We start from the raw sequence: 16,564 nt of genomic DNA on the forward strand, positions 1-16,564 counted from the left end.
CGTGTCACTCGACTGTGGACAACTGGCTGCACTATGTCGGGTTTTACGGCGTTGTAGGCACCCCTGGGGCCGAAATCAACAGCGAAACGACAGGTAGGACCCCGCCTGAGGCCTAGGCGGGGTCGACCTCGCGCAGCAGGCCCGTCTTCACGTCGAAGACGAAGCCCCGCACGTCGTCGCTGTGCAGCAGGAACGGCGAGGTCCGCACCCGCTGCATGGACTGCCGTACGTCCTGGTCGACGTCACGGAAGGCCTCCACCGCCCACGCGGGACGCTGGCCGACCTCCATCTCCAGTTCGTTGCGGAAGTCCTCGGTGATCGCCTCGAGGCCACAGCCGGTGTGGTGGATGAGGACGATGCTGCGGGTGCCGAGCTTGCGCTGGCTGATGGTGAGGGAGCGGATCACGTCGTCGGTGACCACACCGCCCGCGTTGCGGATGGTGTGGCAGTCGCCGAGCTCCAGGCCGAGCGCGGCGTGCAGGTCGAGGCGGGCGTCCATGCAGGCCACCACGGCTACATGCAGGACGGGGCGGGCGTCCATCCCGGGGTCCGTGAACGCCGCGGCGTACCGCGTGTTGGCGTCGACCAGGCGGTCGGTCACGGAGTCGTCACGGGTTATGGCGCCTTCGGTGGGAACAGATGCGGAAGTCGTCATAACCATGACGTTACTGGTCACCGCGGACCCGGTCCTGCGGTGGGAAGGGAAAAAGAGCGTCATCACGCCTTCGGTGTGAGGTAACCCACAAGAGTGCCTGGTGCACCCGAACGGGTGGTTTCCGGTCATTCGCCGCTTCGAGTCCCCGTCGATGCGCGACGCGCAGGCCGGTTGATTGACCGCGAGACACCGTGGACTAAAGTGACGCGAAGCGGGAGGCGAGGCCTCCCCGCTGACATTCCCCCGAGACCCCGGCTCACGCACGGACGGTCTCCCCGCGTGCGCGGCGCGTACGTACGGCTCGGCCTCCTCCCGCTTCCGGTCGGCTGACGCTTCCGGCGCCGGCAGGCCCTCCCCTTCCGCCGGCGGGCGGGGCCCCGGCGGTGCGTCCGGCCACGCCGGATCTGAGAGGGCCCCTTGAGCCAGAGTCGACATGTTCCGGTGATGCTCCAGCGGTGCCTGGACCTGCTGGCCCCCGCGCTGGAGCGGCCCGGAGCGGTCGTCGTCGACTGCACGCTCGGTCTCGGCGGCCACAGCGAGGCCCTGCTCCAGCGCTTCCCCGAGGCCCGGCTCGTCGCCCTCGACCGCGACAAGGAGGCCCTGCGCCTGTCCGGCGAGCGGCTCGCGCCCTTCGGTGAGCGCGCCACCCTCGTGCACGCGGTCTACGACGAACTCCCCGACGTCCTCGACCGGCTCGGCATCGCGCGCGTGCAGGGCGTCCTCTTCGACCTCGGTGTCTCCTCCATGCAACTCGACGAGGCCGACCGCGGCTTCGCCTACGCCCAGGACGCCCCGCTCGACATGCGCATGGACCAGACGACCGGCATGAGCGCCGCCGAGGTCCTCAACACCTACCCGCCGGGCGAACTCGTCAGGATCCTGCGGGCCTACGGCGAGGAGAAGCAGGCCAAGCGGATCGTGTCCGCGATCGTGCGGGAGCGCGAGAGGGAGCCCTTCACCAACAGCGCGCGGCTCGTCGAGCTGATCCGGGACTCCCTGCCGCAGGCCGCCAAGCGCACCGGCGGCAACCCCGCCAAGCGCACCTTCCAGGCCCTGCGCATCGAGGTCAACGGCGAACTCGCCGTCCTGGAACGGGCGATCCCGGCCGCTGTCGAGGCGCTCGCGGTCGGCGGCCGGATCGCGGTGCTGTCGTACCACTCGCTGGAGGACCGGCTCGTGAAGCAGGTCTTCGCGGCCGGCGCCGCCACCACCGCACCGCCCGGACTGCCCGTCGTCCCCGAGCGTTACCAGCCCCGGCTCAAGCTGCTCACGCGCGGTGCCGAACTTCCCACCGAGGAAGAGATCGCCGAGAACCGGCGGGCGGCACCGGCGCGCTGCCGGGGCGCCGAGCGAATCAGGGAGTCCATCGAGTGAAGTGCGTAAGCCGCATCAGTGAGTTGGGAAACCGGACTCACGGGAGGGTGTGTGAGTAGGAAACCCGAACTGAGGGGCAGGGCCGCCCGTCTCGCGCGCCTGTTCCCCGGTCCGACGAGCTCAGGACAGGCGGCCCGCACCCCCTTCGTGCTCCTCGTGGTCCTGCTCCTCGGCGGCGGCCTCATCGGCCTGCTGGTACTGAACTCCGCGCTCAGCGAAGGGTCGTTCAAGCTCACCGACCTCCAGAAGGACACCAAGAGCCTCACCGACGAGCAGCAGGCCCTCCAGCGGGACATCGACGCCTACTCCGCACCCGAGGCCCTGGTGCGCCGCGCCCGGGAACTCGGCATGGTGCCCGGCGGCGACCCGGCCTTCCTCGACCCCGACGGCACCGTCAAGGGCGTGCCGTCCCCCGCCTCCGGCGCCGACCTGGCCTCCCTGCGGGAACCGCTCGTCCTCGCACCCGAGGTGCTCGCCGCCGCGACCGTCCCGACGCCCGCGGCCGGTTCCACCCCGTCGGCCGTCCCGACCCCGACCGACCCCACCGAGCCCGGGGCCGCCGGGCAGACCCCGGGAGCCGACGGGCAGACCCCCGACACCGTCGAGCAGACCACCGGGGCCGCCCCCTTGGACGTCCCGCCCGCCGGGACCGCGCCCTCCTACGCCACAACCTTGACGAACCCGACCCCGAACCCCGGCAGGTGACGGCAGTGTCCGACGATTCCGGCAGGCAGCCGCCCCGCCGCCGCGTGCCAGGACCCGCGCGCCCCGAGCGCTCCGCCCGCCCCGTCGGCCGGCCGCGCCCGGGCCCCGGAGCCCGCCCGGCCCGCCGGCCCGCCGCGCCCCGCGCGGCGACCCCCAAGACGATCCGCCTGGGCAGCCCCCGCCCCCGGTTGCGCCTGGTCGGCCTCGCGCTGACCCTGGTGCTCGGCGCCTTCGTCGTACGACTGCTCCAGGTGCAGGCCGTCGACGCGAGCACCTATGCGGCCAAGGCCGAGCAGAACCGGTACGTCGGTTACACCCTGGCCGCCGAGCGCGGCGGGATCACCGACCGCGACGGGGTGGCCCTCGCGACCAGCGAGGACGCGTACGACATCACGGCCGACCCCACGCTGTTCACCCGCAAGCAGCTGAAGATCGACGACGGCCCCGAGCAGGCCGCGGCGCTGCTCGCCCCGATCCTCGGGCAGGACCAGGAGGCGATCGTCCAGAAGCTGCGGCCCAAGGACAAGAAGCTGCGCTACGTCCTGCTGGCGAGCCGTCGCACCCCGCAGGTCTGGAAGCAGATCAAGGACCTGAAGAGCGCGCTCGCGGCGAAGGCGGAGACCGACCCGGGCACGGCCAACGTCCTCGGGGGCGTCCTGTCCGTCCCGACCACCAAGCGGGTGTATCCGAACGGCGACCTCGCCGCCGGGATACTGGGCTGGGTCAACGCCGACGGCAAGGGCGGCGGCGGGGTCGAGCAGGAGCTGAACAGCCTGCTGGCCGGGAAGGACGGCAAGATCCGCTACGCCCAGTCCGGGGGCCGGCAGGTGCCCACCGTGGGCTCCACCGAGACGCCCGCGGTGCCCGGCAGCGACGTCGAGCTCACCATCGACCGCGACATCCAGTGGGCCGCCCAGAAGGCCATCACCGACCAGGTGAAGGAGTCCAAGGCGGACCGCGGGTACGTGATAGTGCAGGACACGCGGACCGGCGAGGTCCTCGCCATGGCCAACGCGCCCGGCTTCGACCCCAACGACCTGTCCAAGGCGAGCTCGGTCAACATGGGCAACGCGGCCCTCCAGGACGCCTACGAGCCCGGCTCCACCGCCAAGATCATGTCCATGGCCGCCGTACTGCAACAGGGCGTCGCCACTCCGCTCACCCATGTCATCGTGCCCAACCGGCTGCACCGCGGCGACCGGCTCTTCAAGGACGACATCGACCACGAGACCTGGTACCTCACGCTCAACGGCGTGCTCGCCAAGTCCTCGAACATCGGCACCATCCTGGCCACCGGCCAGCTCGGCAAGACCCAGGCGCAGGCCAACCAGGTCCTCTACTCGTACCTGCGCAAGTTCGGGCTCGGCAGCTACTCCGGGCTGGACTTCCCCGGCGAGACCCCCGGCATCCTCGCCAAGCCCGCCGACTGGTCGACCTCGCAGCAGTACACGATTCCTTTCGGCCAGGGCGTGTCCCTCAACGCGATGCAGGCCGCGTCCGTCTACTCGACGATCGCCAACGGCGGGGTCCGTATCGAACCCACGCTCGTCCGCGGCACCACGGGGCCCGACGGACGCTTCACACCCGCCGCGAAGCCCAAGGAGACAAGGGTCGTCAGCGCGAAGACGGCGAAGACCCTCTCCCAGATGCTGGAGTCCGTGGTGGACGACCAGGAGGGCACCGGCACCAAGGCGCGCATCCCCGGCTATCGGGTCGCGGGAAAGACGGGCACCGCCAACCGCGTGGATCCGGCCACCGGCAAGTACAAGGGCTACACCTCGTCGTTCGCCGGGTTCGCGCCCGCCGACCAGCCCCGGATCACCGTCTACTGCGCCATCCAGAACGCCACCAAGGGCAGCTACTTCGGCGGCCAGATCTGCGGACCCGTCTACAAGCAGGTCATGGAGTTCGCCCTGAAGACCCTCCAGGTCCCGCCCACGGGAGCGAAGCCGGCCAAGCTGCCCGTCTCCTACACGCCGTGACCAGCGGCCCTTCACACCTGCTCCGCATCTCGGAAAGGCCACCAGGAACCACCTCGTGACGACGATCACCTCCGCAGCCGGTAACCAGGGCACGCCCCGCCCCTCACTTCGCTCCGAGGCGGGTACGCCCGGTACGCTCACCGCCGTGCCACACGCTGATCAGTCCCAAACCACCCAGAAGGGCGCACCCGTGACCTATCCGGGACCGCCCAGGCCGGTCCGGGTCTCCGCAACACCCCTCGCGGAGCTCGCCGATCAGCTGGGCGCCGCCACCCCGGCAGCCGCCGCCGAGATCACGGGCATCACCCATGACTCGCGCGCCGTCCGCCCCGGCGACCTGTACGCCGCCCTCCCGGGCGCCCGCCTGCACGGCGCCGACTTCGCCGGCCAGGCCGCGAGCCTCGGCGCGGTCGCCGTCCTCACCGACCCGGCCGGAGCCGAGCGCGCCGCCGCGAGCGGGCTTCCGGCCCTGGTCGTCGACGACCCGCGCGCGCGGATGGGCGAACTGGCGGCCACGATCTACGGCCACCCCGGCCGTGACCTGCTCCAGATCGGCATCACCGGCACCTCCGGCAAGACCACCACGGCGTACCTCGTCGAGGGCGGTCTGAAGACCTCCCGCAGCACCGGGCTCATCGGCACAGTCGAGATGCGCATCGGCGACGAGCGCATCAAGTCCGAGCGCACCACGCCCGAGGCCACCGACCTCCAGGCGCTGTTCGCGGTCATGCGCGAGCGCGGCGTCGAGGCGGTCGCCATGGAGGTCTCCAGCCACGCGCTGGTCCTCGGGCGTGTGGACGCCTGCGTCTTCGACATCGGCGTCTTCACCAACCTCAGCCCGGAGCACATGGAGTTCCACTCCGGCATGGAGGACTACTTCCAGGCCAAGGCGCAGCTCTTCACGCCGAAACGCAGCCGGCTCGGCGTCGTCAACCTCGACGACGAGTACGGCCGCCGGCTCGTCAAGGAGGCCTCGGTCCCGGTCGTCACCTTCTCCGCCGAGGGGCACCCCGACGCCGACTGGCGTGCCGAGGACGTCCGGGTCGGCCCGATGGACTCGACGTTCACCGTGCTCGGCCCCAAGGACGAGCGGATCACCGCCAGGTCGCCGCTGCCGGGCCCCTTCAACGTGGCGAACACCCTCGCCGCGATCGTCGCCCTGGCCGCTGCGGGCATCGACCCGCAGACCGCCGCCGACGGTGTCGCCGCGGTGCCGGGCGTGCCGGGCCGGCTGGAGCGCGTGGACGCCGGCCAGCCCTACCTCGCGGTCGTGGACTACGCCCACAAGACGGACGCCGTCGAGTCGGTGCTCAAGGCCCTCCGCAAGGTCACCGAGGGCAAGGTGCACGTCGTGCTGGGCTGCGGGGGCGACCGGGACACGACCAAGCGCGGGCCCATGGGCGCCGCCGTGGCCCGCCTCGCCGACACCGCCGTACTGACCTCCGACAACCCGCGCTCCGAGGACCCGCTCGCGATCCTCGCGACCATGCTCCAGGGCGCGGCGTCCGTACCCGTGCACGAACGCGGCGAGGTCCAGGTCTTCGAGGACCGGGCCGCCGCGATCGCCGCGGCCGTCGCCCGCGCGCAGCCCGGTGACACGGTGCTCGTCGCGGGCAAGGGCCACGAGCAGGGCCAGGACATCGCCGGGGTGGTCCGTCCCTTCGACGACCGCCAGGTGCTTCGAGAAGCCATCCAGAAGACCCAGGGATGAACTTGTGATCGCCCTCTCTCTCGCCGAGATCGCCTCAGTCGTCGGCGGGCAGACGCACGACATACCGGATCCGTCGGTGCAGGTGCACGGGCCCGTCGTCATCGACTCCCGGCAGGTGGCGGACGGCGCTCTGTTCGCCGCCTTCGTGGGGGAGCGCGTCGACGGCCACGACTACGCGGAGCAGGCCGTCCGGGCGGGCGCGGTGGCCGTGCTGGCCCAACGCCCCGTCGGAGTGCCCGCGATCGTGGTCGAGGACGTCCAGACGGCCCTCGGCGCCCTCGCGCGTCATGTCGTACGACTGCTCGGCGCGACCCTCGTCGGCCTCACCGGCTCGGCCGGCAAGACCAGCACCAAGGACCTGATCGCCCAGGTGCTCCGGCGCAAGGCGCCGACGGTGTTCACACCGGGCTCGCTCAACAACGAGATCGGGCTCCCGCTCACCGCGCTCACCGCCACCGCCGAAACCCGGTTCCTCGTCCTGGAGATGGGCGCCCGCGGCATCGGGCACATCAGCTACCTCACGGATCTGACACCGCCGAAGATCGGCCTCGTCCTGAACGTCGGCACCGCGCACATCGGCGAGTTCGGCGGCCGCGAGCAGATCGCGCAGGCCAAGGGCGAGCTGGTGGAGGCACTGCCCCCGGCGAGCGAGGGCGGCACGGCGATCCTCAACGCCGACGATCCGCTCGTACGGGCCATGGCGTCCCGTACGAAGGCGAAGGTGCTCCTTTTCGGAGAGTCCGGCGAAGCGGACGTACGCGCCGAGAACGTGCGACTCATGGACAGCGGACAGCCCGCCTTCATGCTCCACACACCCTCCGGTGCAAGCGAAGTGACCATGCGCCTGTACGGTGAGCACCACGTGTCGAACGCGCTCGCCGCGGCCGCCGTCGCCCATGAGCTGGGCATGTCCGCAACCGAGATCGCCACCGCGCTCTCCGAGGCGGGCTCCCTCTCCCGCTGGCGTATGGAGGTCACCGAGCGCCCGGACGGCGTGACCATCGTCAACGACGCCTACAACGCGAACCCCGAGTCCATGCGAGCCGCTCTGCGCGCGCTCGCGGCGATGGGCAAGGGGCGGCGGACCTGGGCTGTGCTCGGCAAGATGGCCGAGCTCGGGGACGAGGCGCTCGCCGAGCACGACGCGGTCGGACGGCTCGCCGTCCGGCTCAATGTCGGCAAGCTCGTCGCGGTCGGGGGCAGGGAAGCGTCCTGGCTGCAACTGGGCGCATATAACGAGGGTTCGTGGGGTGAGGAGTCGGTGCACGTGTCCGACGCACAGGCGGCGGTCGACCTGCTGCGCAGCGAGTTGCGCCCGGGAGACGTCGTCCTCGTGAAGGCGTCCCGTTCGGTCGGCCTGGAGAGCGTCGCCCAGGCGCTGCTCGACGCCGAGGGTGAGGTTGCCGCCCGATGATGAAGCAGATCCTGTTCTCAGGAGTCATCGGCCTCTTTCTGACCCTGGTCGGCACTCCGCTGCTGATCAAGCTGCTCGCGCGCAAGGGTTACGGCCAGTACATCCGCGACGACGGCCCGCGCGAGCACGCCAGCAAGCGCGGTACGCCCACCATGGGTGGTATCGCCTTCATCCTGGCGACCGTCGTCGCCTACTTCCTGTCCAAGGTCATCACCGGCTACCCGCCCACCTACTCGGGCCTGTTGGTGCTCGGCCTGATGTGCGGGATGGGCCTGGTCGGCTTCCTCGACGACTACATCAAGATCGTCAAGCGGCGTTCGCTGGGCCTGCGGGCCAAGGCGAAGATGGCCGGCCAGCTGATCGTCGGCATCAGCTTCGCGGTGCTCGCGCTGATGTTCCCGGACGCCCGCGGCAACACCCCGGCCTCCACCAAGCTGTCCTTCATCACCGACTTCGGCTGGAAGATCGGCCCGATCCTGTTCGTGGTCTGGGCGCTGTTCATGATCCTCGCGATGTCGAACGGCGTGAACCTCACCGACGGTCTGGACGGCCTCGCCACCGGCGCCTCCGTGCTCGTCTTCGGTGCCTACACGTTCATCGGTGTCTGGCAGTTCCAGGAGTCCTGCGCCAACGCGCAGACCCTGACCAACCCGGGCGCCTGCTACGAGGTGCGCGATCCGCTCGACCTCGCGGTGATCGCCTCCGCGCTCATGGGTGCCTGCCTGGGCTTCCTGTGGTGGAACACCTCGCCGGCCAAGATCTTCATGGGCGACACCGGTTCGCTCGCCCTCGGTGGTGTCCTCACCGGCCTCGCGATCCTGTCCCGGACCGAGCTCCTGGTCGCCATCATGGGCGGTCTGTTCGTCCTCATCACCATGTCGGTCGTCATCCAGGTCGGCTCCTTCCGGCTCACCGGCAAGCGCGTCTTCCGGATGGCCCCGCTCCAGCACCACTTCGAACTCAAGGGCTGGTCCGAGGTCCTGGTCGTGGTCCGTTTCTGGATCATCCAGGGCATCTGTGTGATCGTCGGACTGGGCCTCTTCTACGCGGGATGGGCAGCAGAGAAGTGATCGACCTGGAGGGCGTGCGCGTCACCGTCGCCGGGCTCGGCGTCTCCGGCATCCCGGCGGCCAAGGTGCTGCACGCGCGCGGGGCACACGTCACGGTCGTCAACGACGGCGACGACGCACGCGCGCGTGAGCAGGCCGCCGAGTTGGAGGCGCTCGGCGTCACCGTCCGCCTCGGTGACGGTGCGACCCTGCCGGACGGCACCGAACTCGTCGTCACCGCGCCCGGCTGGAAGCCCGACAAGCCGCTCTTCACGGCGGCCCGCGCGGCCGGCGTCGAGATCTGGGGCGACGTCGAACTCGCCTGGCGGCTCAGGGGTCCCGACGCGGCCCCCTGGCTCGCGATCACCGGCACCAACGGCAAGACGACCACCACCCAGATGCTGGCGTCCATCCTGAAGGCCGCGGGCCTGCGTACGGCCGCCGTCGGCAACATCGGCGTCTCCGTCCTGGACGCGGTGCTCGGCGACGAGCAGTACGACGTCCTGGCCGTGGAGTTGTCCAGCTACCAGCTGCACTGGGCGCCCTCGCTGCGCGCCCACTCCGCCGCCGTCCTGAACCTCGCGCCGGACCACCTCGACTGGCACGGCTCCATGGAGGCCTACGCCGCCGACAAGGGCCGTGTCTACGAGGGCAATCGGGTCGCGTGTGTCTACAACGTGGCCGACAAGGCCACCGAGGACCTGGTGCGCGCGGCGGACGTCGAGGAGGGCTGCCGGGCGATCGGCTTCACCCTCGGCACCCCCGGGCCGTCCCAACTCGGCGTCGTGGAGGGCATCCTGGTCGACCGGGCCTTCGTCGAGGACCGGCACAAGAACGCCCAGGAGCTCGCCGAGGTCTCCGACGTCAACCCGCCGGCCCCGCACAACATCGCCAACGCCCTTGCCGCGGCGGCCCTCGCACGCGCTTTCGGGGTGCCCGCGAGGGCCGTACGGGACGGCCTGAGGAACTTCACCCCGGACGCGCACCGCATCGCGCACGTGGCCGACGTGGACTCGGTCGCCTACGTCGACGACTCCAAGGCCACCAACACCCACGCGGCGGAAGCCTCGTTGGCGGCCTACGAGTCGATCGTGTGGATCGCGGGCGGGCTCGCCAAGGGAGCCACCTTCGACGAGCTGGTTGCCAAGTCGGCAAAGCGACTTCGCGGGGTCGTCCTGATCGGCCAGGACCGCGCCCTGATCCGCGAAGCCCTCGCGCGACACGCCCCGGAAGTACCCGTGGTCGACCTCGACCGGACCGACACTGGGGCGATGCTCGCGGCGGTCCGCGAGGCGCAGGCCCTGGCCGTGGCCGGGGACACGGTGCTGCTGGCGCCGGCCTGTGCGTCGATGGACATGTTCGCCAATTACAACAAGCGCGGTGAGGCGTTCGCGGAGGCGGTTCGCGAAATCGGCTCCTGACCGACGTAGCGGAGGCGTTGATGCCCAGTAGCCGGACCGGCAGGCCGCCCGTGCAGCGGGCGCCCCGGCGCCTCGTCGTCCCCCGACAGGCCCGCGAGAACCCCGTCCTGCGGCTCTACACCCGCGCGCGCAAGGCCTGGGACCGGCCACTGACCGCCTACTACCTGATCCTCGGCGGCAGCCTGCTGATCACCGTGCTCGGCCTGGTGATGGTCTACTCGGCCTCCCAGATCACGGCGTTGCAGATGTCCCTGCCCGGTTCCTACTTCTTCCGCAAGCAGTTGCTCGCCGCCGTCATCGGCGGAGTGCTGCTGCTGGTGGCCTCGCGCATGCCGGTCAAGCTGCACCGGGCGCTCGCCTACCCGATCCTCGCGGGCGCGGTCTTCCTGATGGCCCTCGTGCAGGTGCCGGGGATAGGGATGTCGGTCAACGGCAACCAGAACTGGATCTCGCTCGGCGGCTCCTTCCAGATCCAGCCCAGCGAGTTCGGCAAGCTCGCCCTCGTGCTGTGGGCGGCCGACCTGCTCGCCCGCAAGCAGGACAAGAAGCTGCTGTCCCAGTGGAAGCACATGCTGGTGCCGCTCGTCCCGGTCGCCTTCCTGCTGCTCGGTCTGATCATGCTCGGCGGGGACATGGGCACGGCGATCATCCTGACGGCGATCCTGTTCGGCCTGCTCTGGCTCGCGGGGGCGCCCACCCGGCTGTTCGTCGGGGTGCTGTCGGTCGCCGCGTTCATCGGGTTCGTCCTCATCAAGACCAGCCCCAACCGGATGGCCCGGCTCGCCTGCATCGGCGCCACCGAGCCCCGGTCCGGCGGTGCCGACTGCTGGCAGGCCGTGCACGGGATCTACGCCCTCGCCTCCGGCGGGATCTTTGGTTCCGGACTGGGCGCGAGTGTGGAGAAATGGGGCCAACTACCCGAAGCCCACACCGACTTCATCTTCGCCGTCACCGGTGAGGAACTGGGCCTCGCGGGGACGCTGTCGGTGCTCGCCCTCTTCGCGGCTCTAGGCTATGCGGGTATCCGCGTGGCCGGACGCACGGAGGACCCCTTCGTGAGGTATGCCGCGGGAGGCGTGACCACCTGGATCACCGCTCAGGCGGTGATCAACATCGGTGCGGTGCTCGGTCTGCTGCCGATCGCCGGCGTCCCGCTCCCGCTGTTCTCCTACGGAGGGTCCGCCCTGCTGCCGACCATGTTCGCCATCGGGCTGCTGATCGCGTTCGCGCGGGACGACCCCGCTGCGCGGGCGGCGCTGTCGATGCGGCAACCTCGCTTTGGTAAAAAGCGGGCGGGAGGCGCCGTGCCGGCACGGGGGCCTCGGAGATGGAACACGATGCGACGGCGTGCCTCATCGGCGCGTTCGTCCGGAGAGCGGTGAATTTCGGTGCATGTCGTACTCGCCGGTGGGGGGACCGCCGGCCACATCGAGCCCGCGCTCGCCCTCGCGGACGCCCTGCGCAGGCAGGACCCGGGAGTGGGGATCACGGCCCTGGGCACGGAACGGGGTCTGGAGACCAAGCTCGTCCCGCAGCGCGGCTACGAGCTCGCCCTCATCCCGGCCGTCCCGCTGCCCCGTAAGCCCACCCCCGAGCTGATCACCGTCCCGGGCCGGCTGCGCGGCACGATCAAGGCCACCGAGCAGATCCTGGAGCGCACCAAGGCCGACGCGGTCGTCGGCTTCGGCGGCTACGTCGCCCTGCCCGGCTACCTCGCGGCCAAGCGGCTCGGCGTGCCGATCGTGATCCACGAGGCCAACGCCCGCCCCGGCCTGGCCAACAAGATCGGCTCCCGGTACGCCGCCCAGGTCGCCGTCGCCACGCCGGACAGCAAGCTGCGCAACTCCCGCTACATCGGCATCCCGCTGCGCCACACCATCGCCACCCTGGACCGGGCCGCCGCCCGTCCCGAGGCCCGCGCGATGTTCGGCCTCGACCCCAACCTGCCCACGCTGCTGGTCTCCGGCGGCTCGCAGGGCGCCCGGCGCCTCAACGAGGTCGTCCAGCAGGTCGCGCCCTGGCTCCAGCAGGCCGGGATCCAGATCCTGCACGCGGTCGGCCCGAAGAACGAACTGCCGCACGTGCAGCAGATGCCGGGAATGCCCCCCTACATCCCGGTAAGTTACCTGGACCGGATGGACCTCGCGTACGCCGCGGCCGACATGATGCTCTGCCGCGCGGGCGCGATGACCGTCGCCGAACTCTCCGCCGTCGGGCTCCCGGCCGCCTACGTCCCGCTGCCCATCGGCAACGGCGAACAGCGGCTGAACGCCCAGCCGGTGGTCAAGGCCGGCGGCGGACTGCTGGTCGACGACGCGGAACTGACGCCCGACTGGGTACGGGCCAACGTCCTGCCCGTGCTCGCCGACCCGCACCGGCTGTACGAGATGTCCCGCGCCGCCGCCGAGTTCGGCCGCCGGGACGCCGACGACCTCCTCGTCGGCATGGTCTACGAGGCGATCGCCTCGCAGCGCCGTTAGGACCCGTGTACGAAGGGCAGGAAGCGTGGCCGGATCGACGACCGCCGAGCGCGGTGAACGCCAGCAGGAGTCGTCCGGCCCGCCTCCCGCCCGGCGGTTGAGGGTCCGGCGCCTTCGTGTGATCATCATCCTGGCCGTGGCGCTCGTCCTGCTCTCCGCGGGCACCGTCTGGCTGTTGTACGGCTCCCAGTGGCTGCGCGTCGAGCGCGTGTCGGTCTCCGGGACCACCGTGCTCACCCCCCAGCAGGTGCGCGAGGCCGCCGACGTACCGCTCGGATCGCCCCTGATTTCCCTCGACACCGATGCCGTCGAGGCCCGACTGCGCCGGAAATTGCCCCGAATTGACGCAGTTGACGTCAGCCGTTCCTGGCCTCATGGAATCGGGCTGAAAGTGACCGAGCGTGTTCCGGTTCTGCTTGTCCAAAAAGGCGGAAACTTTGTCGAAGTGGACGATGACGGTGTCCGTTTCGCCACAGTTTCCGTAGCCCCGAAAGGCGTCCCCGCACTGCAATTGACGCTCGCCCAGCCCGGCTCCCGCGCCGCGAGCCTGCGCCGCTTCGGGGAAGAGCGGCTGGTGCGCGAGGCGGTCCGCGTGGCGGGTGACATTCCGGCCGCGGTCGCACACGCCACCCGTGCCGTCAAGGTGCGTTCCTACGACGACATCTCGCTGGAGTTGAACGACGGCCGGACCGTCGCCTGGGGGAGCAGCGAGAAGGGTGCCGCCAAGGCCCGTACGCTCAGCGCTCTCATGAAAGCCACCCCGGATGCGCGGCACTTCGACGTCAGCGTTCCCACCGCCCCTGCGTCATCGGGGAGTTGACGCACATCAGCGCAGGCCAGCACCCTGGTTGGGCACTGCTACGGCTGATCACATAGGGTGAAAAGAAAAACGGGAGGTTCGGCGTGTTCGTTGAACGTGCGCCACTTGTCGACTTAGTGTCCTGTTCAGAAGACTCCAGGGAACAGACACACTGGTAACCCTAAACTTCAGCGTTAGGGTTCGGGTCGGCGCTACGGACCGTCCCATTCGGCATCAGTCGACGGATCGCTTGGCAGCAGTGCCACGTCGGTTCGGCGACACGTAACTCGAGGCGAGAGGCCTTCGACGTGGCAGCACCGCAGAACTACCTCGCAGTCATCAAAGTCATCGGTGTCGGCGGCGGTGGTGTCAATGCCATCAACCGGATGATCGAGGTCGGTCTCAAGGGCGTCGAGTTCATCGCCATCAACACCGACGCGCAGGCGCTGTTGATGAGCGATGCCGACGTCAAGCTCGACGTCGGCCGCGAACTCACCCGCGGACTCGGCGCCGGCGCCAACCCGGCCGTCGGCCGCAAGGCCGCCGAGGACCACCGCGAGGAGATCGAGGAGGTCCTCAAGGGGGCCGACATGGTCTTCGTGACGGCCGGTGAAGGCGGCGGCACCGGCACCGGCGGCGCGCCCGTCGTGGCCAACATCGCCCGCTCGCTCGGCGCCCTCACCATCGGCGTGGTCACCCGCCCCTTCACCTTCGAGGGCCGGCGCCGCGCCAACCAGGCCGAGGACGGCATCGCGGAACTCCGCGAAGAGGTCGACACCCTCATCGTCATCCCCAACGACCGCCTGCTGTCCATCTCGGACCGCCAGGTCTCGGTGCTCGACGCCTTCAAGTCGGCCGACCAGGTCCTGCTCTCCGGCGTCCAGGGCATCACCGACCTCATCACCACGCCCGGTCTGATCAACCTCGACTTCGCCGACGTCAAGTCGGTCATGTCCGAGGCCGGTTCGGCGCTCATGGGCATCGGCTCGGCCCGCGGCGACGACCGCGCGGTGGCCGCCGCCGAGATGGCGATCTCCTCGCCGCTGCTGGAGGCGTCCATCGACGGCGCCCGCGGTGTCCTGCTCTCCATCTCCGGCGGCTCCGACCTCGGCCTGTTCGAGATCAACGAGGCCGCCCAGCTGGTCAGCGAGGCCGCCCACCCCGAGGCCAACATCATCTTCGGTGCGGTCATCGACGACGCCCTCGGCGACGAGGTCCGCGTCACCGTGATCGCCGCCGGCTTCGACGGCGGTCAGCCGCCGGCCCGCCGCGAGACGGTCATGGGCTCGTCCTCCTCCTCGGCCCGCCGCGACGAGCCCACTCCGGTACGGCAGCCCGAGAGCCGTCCGTCCTTCGGCTCGCTCGGCAGCGTCACGCCGAAGGAGGACCCGGAGCCGGCGCCCGAGCCGGTCGCCGACCTCCCGGTCTCCCCGCCGGTCCCGCCGTCGCGGAGCTACTCCGACAGCGCGGCGGAGGAACTGGACGTGCCGGACTTCCTGAAGTGATAGGACAGCGCGAGAGCGTGAGCGGCGCGCACTTCGCCTTCACCGACCGGTGGGGCGGGGTGAGCGCCGCTCCGTATGAGGAGCTCAACCTCGGCGGAGCGGTCGGCGACGACCCCGAGGCCGTGGCGACCAACCGTGAACTGGCCGCCAAGTCGCTCGGGCTCGACCCCGCGCGGGTGGTCTGGATGAACCAGGTGCACGGAGCCGACGTCGAGGTGGTCTCCGGGCCGTGGGGCGAGCGCCCGGTGCCCGAGGTCGACGCGATCGTCACCGCCGAACGCGGTCTCGCCCTCGCCGTCCTGACCGCGGACTGCACTCCGGTGCTGCTCGCCGACCCGGTCGCCGGGATCGTCGCGGCGGCCCACGCCGGCCGGCCCGGCATGGTCGCCGGGGTCGTCCCCGCAGCGCTACGCGCGATGACCGCACTCGGCGCCGACCCCGCCCGGATCGTCGCCCGCACCGGACCCGCCGTCTGCGGAAAGTGCTACGAGGTGCCCGAGGAGATGCGGGCCGACGTCGCCGCCGTCGAACCCGCGGCGCACGCCGAGACGAGTTGGGGCACCCCCGCGGTCGACGTGACCGCCGGAGTGCACGCGCAGCTCGACCGGCTAGGGGTGCGCGACCGGCAGCAGTCGCCGGTGTGCACGATCGAGTCGGGCGACCACTTCTCCTACCGCCGCGAGCGCACCACGGGGCGACTCGCGGGATATGTCTGGCTGGGTTGATGGGGCATGACGGACCGTAAGGACGAACTCGCCGCGAATCTGGCGAAAGTGGAGGAGCGCATCGCGGCCGCGTGCGCCGCCGCCGGGCGCGGGCGTGACGAGGTGACGCTCATCGTGGTCACCAAGACCTACCCCGCGAGCGATGTGCGGATCCTCTGCGAGCTCGGGGTGCGGCACGTCGCCGAGAACAAGGACCAGGACGCGGCGCCCAAGGCCGCCGAATGCTCGGATCTGCCGCTCACTTGGCACTTCGTTGGTCAGTTGCAGACCAACAAGGTGCGATCCGTGGTCGGTTACGCGGATCTCGTGCAGTCCGTCGATCGTTCCAAGCTGGTGACGGCCCTCTCCAAGGAGGCCGTGAAGGCAGGGCGTGAACTGGGGTGCCTCATCCAGGTCGCGCTCGACGCCGGATCCAGCGAGCGAGGGGAGCGGGGTGGCGTGGCGCCGGGCGGAATCGAGGAGTTGGCCGGCCTGGTGGCCGGGGCTCCGGGACTGCGGCTCGACGGGCTGATGACCGTCGCTCCGCTCACCGGTGAGTACGCGGGACGTGAACAGGCGGCGTTCGAGCGGTTGATGGATTTGTCGACCGACCTGCGCCGAGCCCATCCGGCTGCGAACATGGTCTCCGCAGGGATGAGCGCGGACCTCGAACAGGCCGTGGCCGCCGGGGCGACACATGTGCGCGTCGGCACCGCGGTACTCGGAGTCCGCCCCAGGCTCGGGTAACGTCGCCAGGAAGTCGGA

At 70.6% G+C, this 16,564-nt stretch carries 14 protein-coding genes; 13 read left to right on the forward strand and 1 reads right to left on the reverse strand.

What is annotated here, in order from left to right; translation table 11 throughout:
• Positions 1-112 precede the first annotated feature (112 nt).
• Positions 113-718, reverse strand: a complete 606-nt coding sequence (locus tag AQJ54_RS10895; protein WP_079069811.1) for a beta-class carbonic anhydrase — start codon at positions 716-718, stop codon at positions 113-115.
• A gap of 354 nt (positions 719-1,072) precedes the next feature.
• On the opposite strand from AQJ54_RS10895, the gene rsmH reads away from it, so the two are divergent.
• From rsmH to AQJ54_RS10960, 13 genes are all read left to right on the forward strand, one after another.
• A complete protein-coding gene (gene rsmH, locus AQJ54_RS10900; protein WP_079069812.1) occupies positions 1,073-2,029 on the forward strand; it encodes a 16S rRNA (cytosine(1402)-N(4))-methyltransferase RsmH in 957 nt (318 codons plus the stop codon).
• Positions 2,030-2,080: 51 nt separating this feature from the next.
• Complete coding sequence (ftsL, locus tag AQJ54_RS10905; protein WP_079069813.1) at positions 2,081-2,734, forward strand: cell division protein FtsL; 654 nt, start codon at positions 2,081-2,083, stop codon at positions 2,732-2,734.
• Between the two features lie 5 nt (positions 2,735-2,739).
• Positions 2,740-4,716 (forward strand): peptidoglycan D,D-transpeptidase FtsI family protein, encoded by a 1,977-nt coding sequence (locus AQJ54_RS10910; RefSeq protein ID WP_079069814.1) that lies wholly within the window; start codon positions 2,740-2,742, stop codon positions 4,714-4,716.
• Positions 4,717-4,906: 190 nt separating this feature from the next.
• Positions 4,907-6,427, forward strand: coding sequence for a UDP-N-acetylmuramoyl-L-alanyl-D-glutamate--2,6-diaminopimelate ligase (locus AQJ54_RS10915; protein WP_062025286.1), 1,521 nt, complete (start codon positions 4,907-4,909; stop codon positions 6,425-6,427).
• A gap of 4 nt (positions 6,428-6,431) precedes the next feature.
• Positions 6,432-7,841, forward strand: coding sequence for a UDP-N-acetylmuramoyl-tripeptide--D-alanyl-D-alanine ligase (locus AQJ54_RS10920; RefSeq protein WP_062236373.1), 1,410 nt, complete (start codon positions 6,432-6,434; stop codon positions 7,839-7,841).
• Positions 7,838-8,911 (forward strand): phospho-N-acetylmuramoyl-pentapeptide-transferase, encoded by a 1,074-nt coding sequence (gene mraY, locus AQJ54_RS10925; protein ID WP_062024735.1) that lies wholly within the window; start codon positions 7,838-7,840, stop codon positions 8,909-8,911. The genes AQJ54_RS10920 and mraY overlap by 4 nt, the downstream gene beginning before the upstream one ends.
• Entirely contained in the window at positions 8,893-10,311 is a 1,419-nt protein-coding gene (gene murD / locus AQJ54_RS10930; RefSeq protein WP_062024733.1) for a UDP-N-acetylmuramoyl-L-alanine--D-glutamate ligase, read from the forward strand. Before mraY ends, murD begins: the two co-directional genes overlap by 19 nt.
• 20 nt (positions 10,312-10,331) lie before the next feature.
• A complete protein-coding gene (ftsW, locus tag AQJ54_RS10935) occupies positions 10,332-11,693 on the forward strand; it encodes a putative lipid II flippase FtsW (RefSeq protein WP_062024731.1) in 1,362 nt (453 codons plus the stop codon).
• Between the two features lie 6 nt (positions 11,694-11,699).
• A complete protein-coding gene (gene murG, locus AQJ54_RS10940) occupies positions 11,700-12,791 on the forward strand; it encodes an undecaprenyldiphospho-muramoylpentapeptide beta-N-acetylglucosaminyltransferase (RefSeq protein WP_020137454.1) in 1,092 nt (363 codons plus the stop codon).
• A gap of 25 nt (positions 12,792-12,816) precedes the next feature.
• Complete coding sequence (locus tag AQJ54_RS10945; protein ID WP_062236375.1) at positions 12,817-13,611, forward strand: cell division protein FtsQ/DivIB; 795 nt, start codon at positions 12,817-12,819, stop codon at positions 13,609-13,611.
• Between the two features lie 287 nt (positions 13,612-13,898).
• Positions 13,899-15,095: a cell division protein FtsZ gene (gene ftsZ / locus AQJ54_RS10950; protein ID WP_062024728.1), complete on the forward strand. Its 1,197-nt coding sequence runs from the start codon at positions 13,899-13,901 to the stop codon at positions 15,093-15,095.
• Positions 15,092-15,820: a peptidoglycan editing factor PgeF gene (pgeF, locus tag AQJ54_RS10955; protein ID WP_062236378.1), complete on the forward strand. Its 729-nt coding sequence runs from the start codon at positions 15,092-15,094 to the stop codon at positions 15,818-15,820. Before ftsZ ends, pgeF begins: the two co-directional genes overlap by 4 nt.
• Before the next feature lie 6 nt (positions 15,821-15,826).
• A complete protein-coding gene (locus AQJ54_RS10960) occupies positions 15,827-16,546 on the forward strand; it encodes a YggS family pyridoxal phosphate-dependent enzyme (protein ID WP_062024724.1) in 720 nt (239 codons plus the stop codon).
• The last annotated feature ends 18 nt before the right edge of the window (positions 16,547-16,564 follow it).

It is taken from the genome of Streptomyces griseorubiginosus, assembly GCF_001514195.1.
GTDB lineage: Bacteria > Actinomycetota > Actinomycetes > Streptomycetales > Streptomycetaceae > Streptomyces > Streptomyces griseorubiginosus.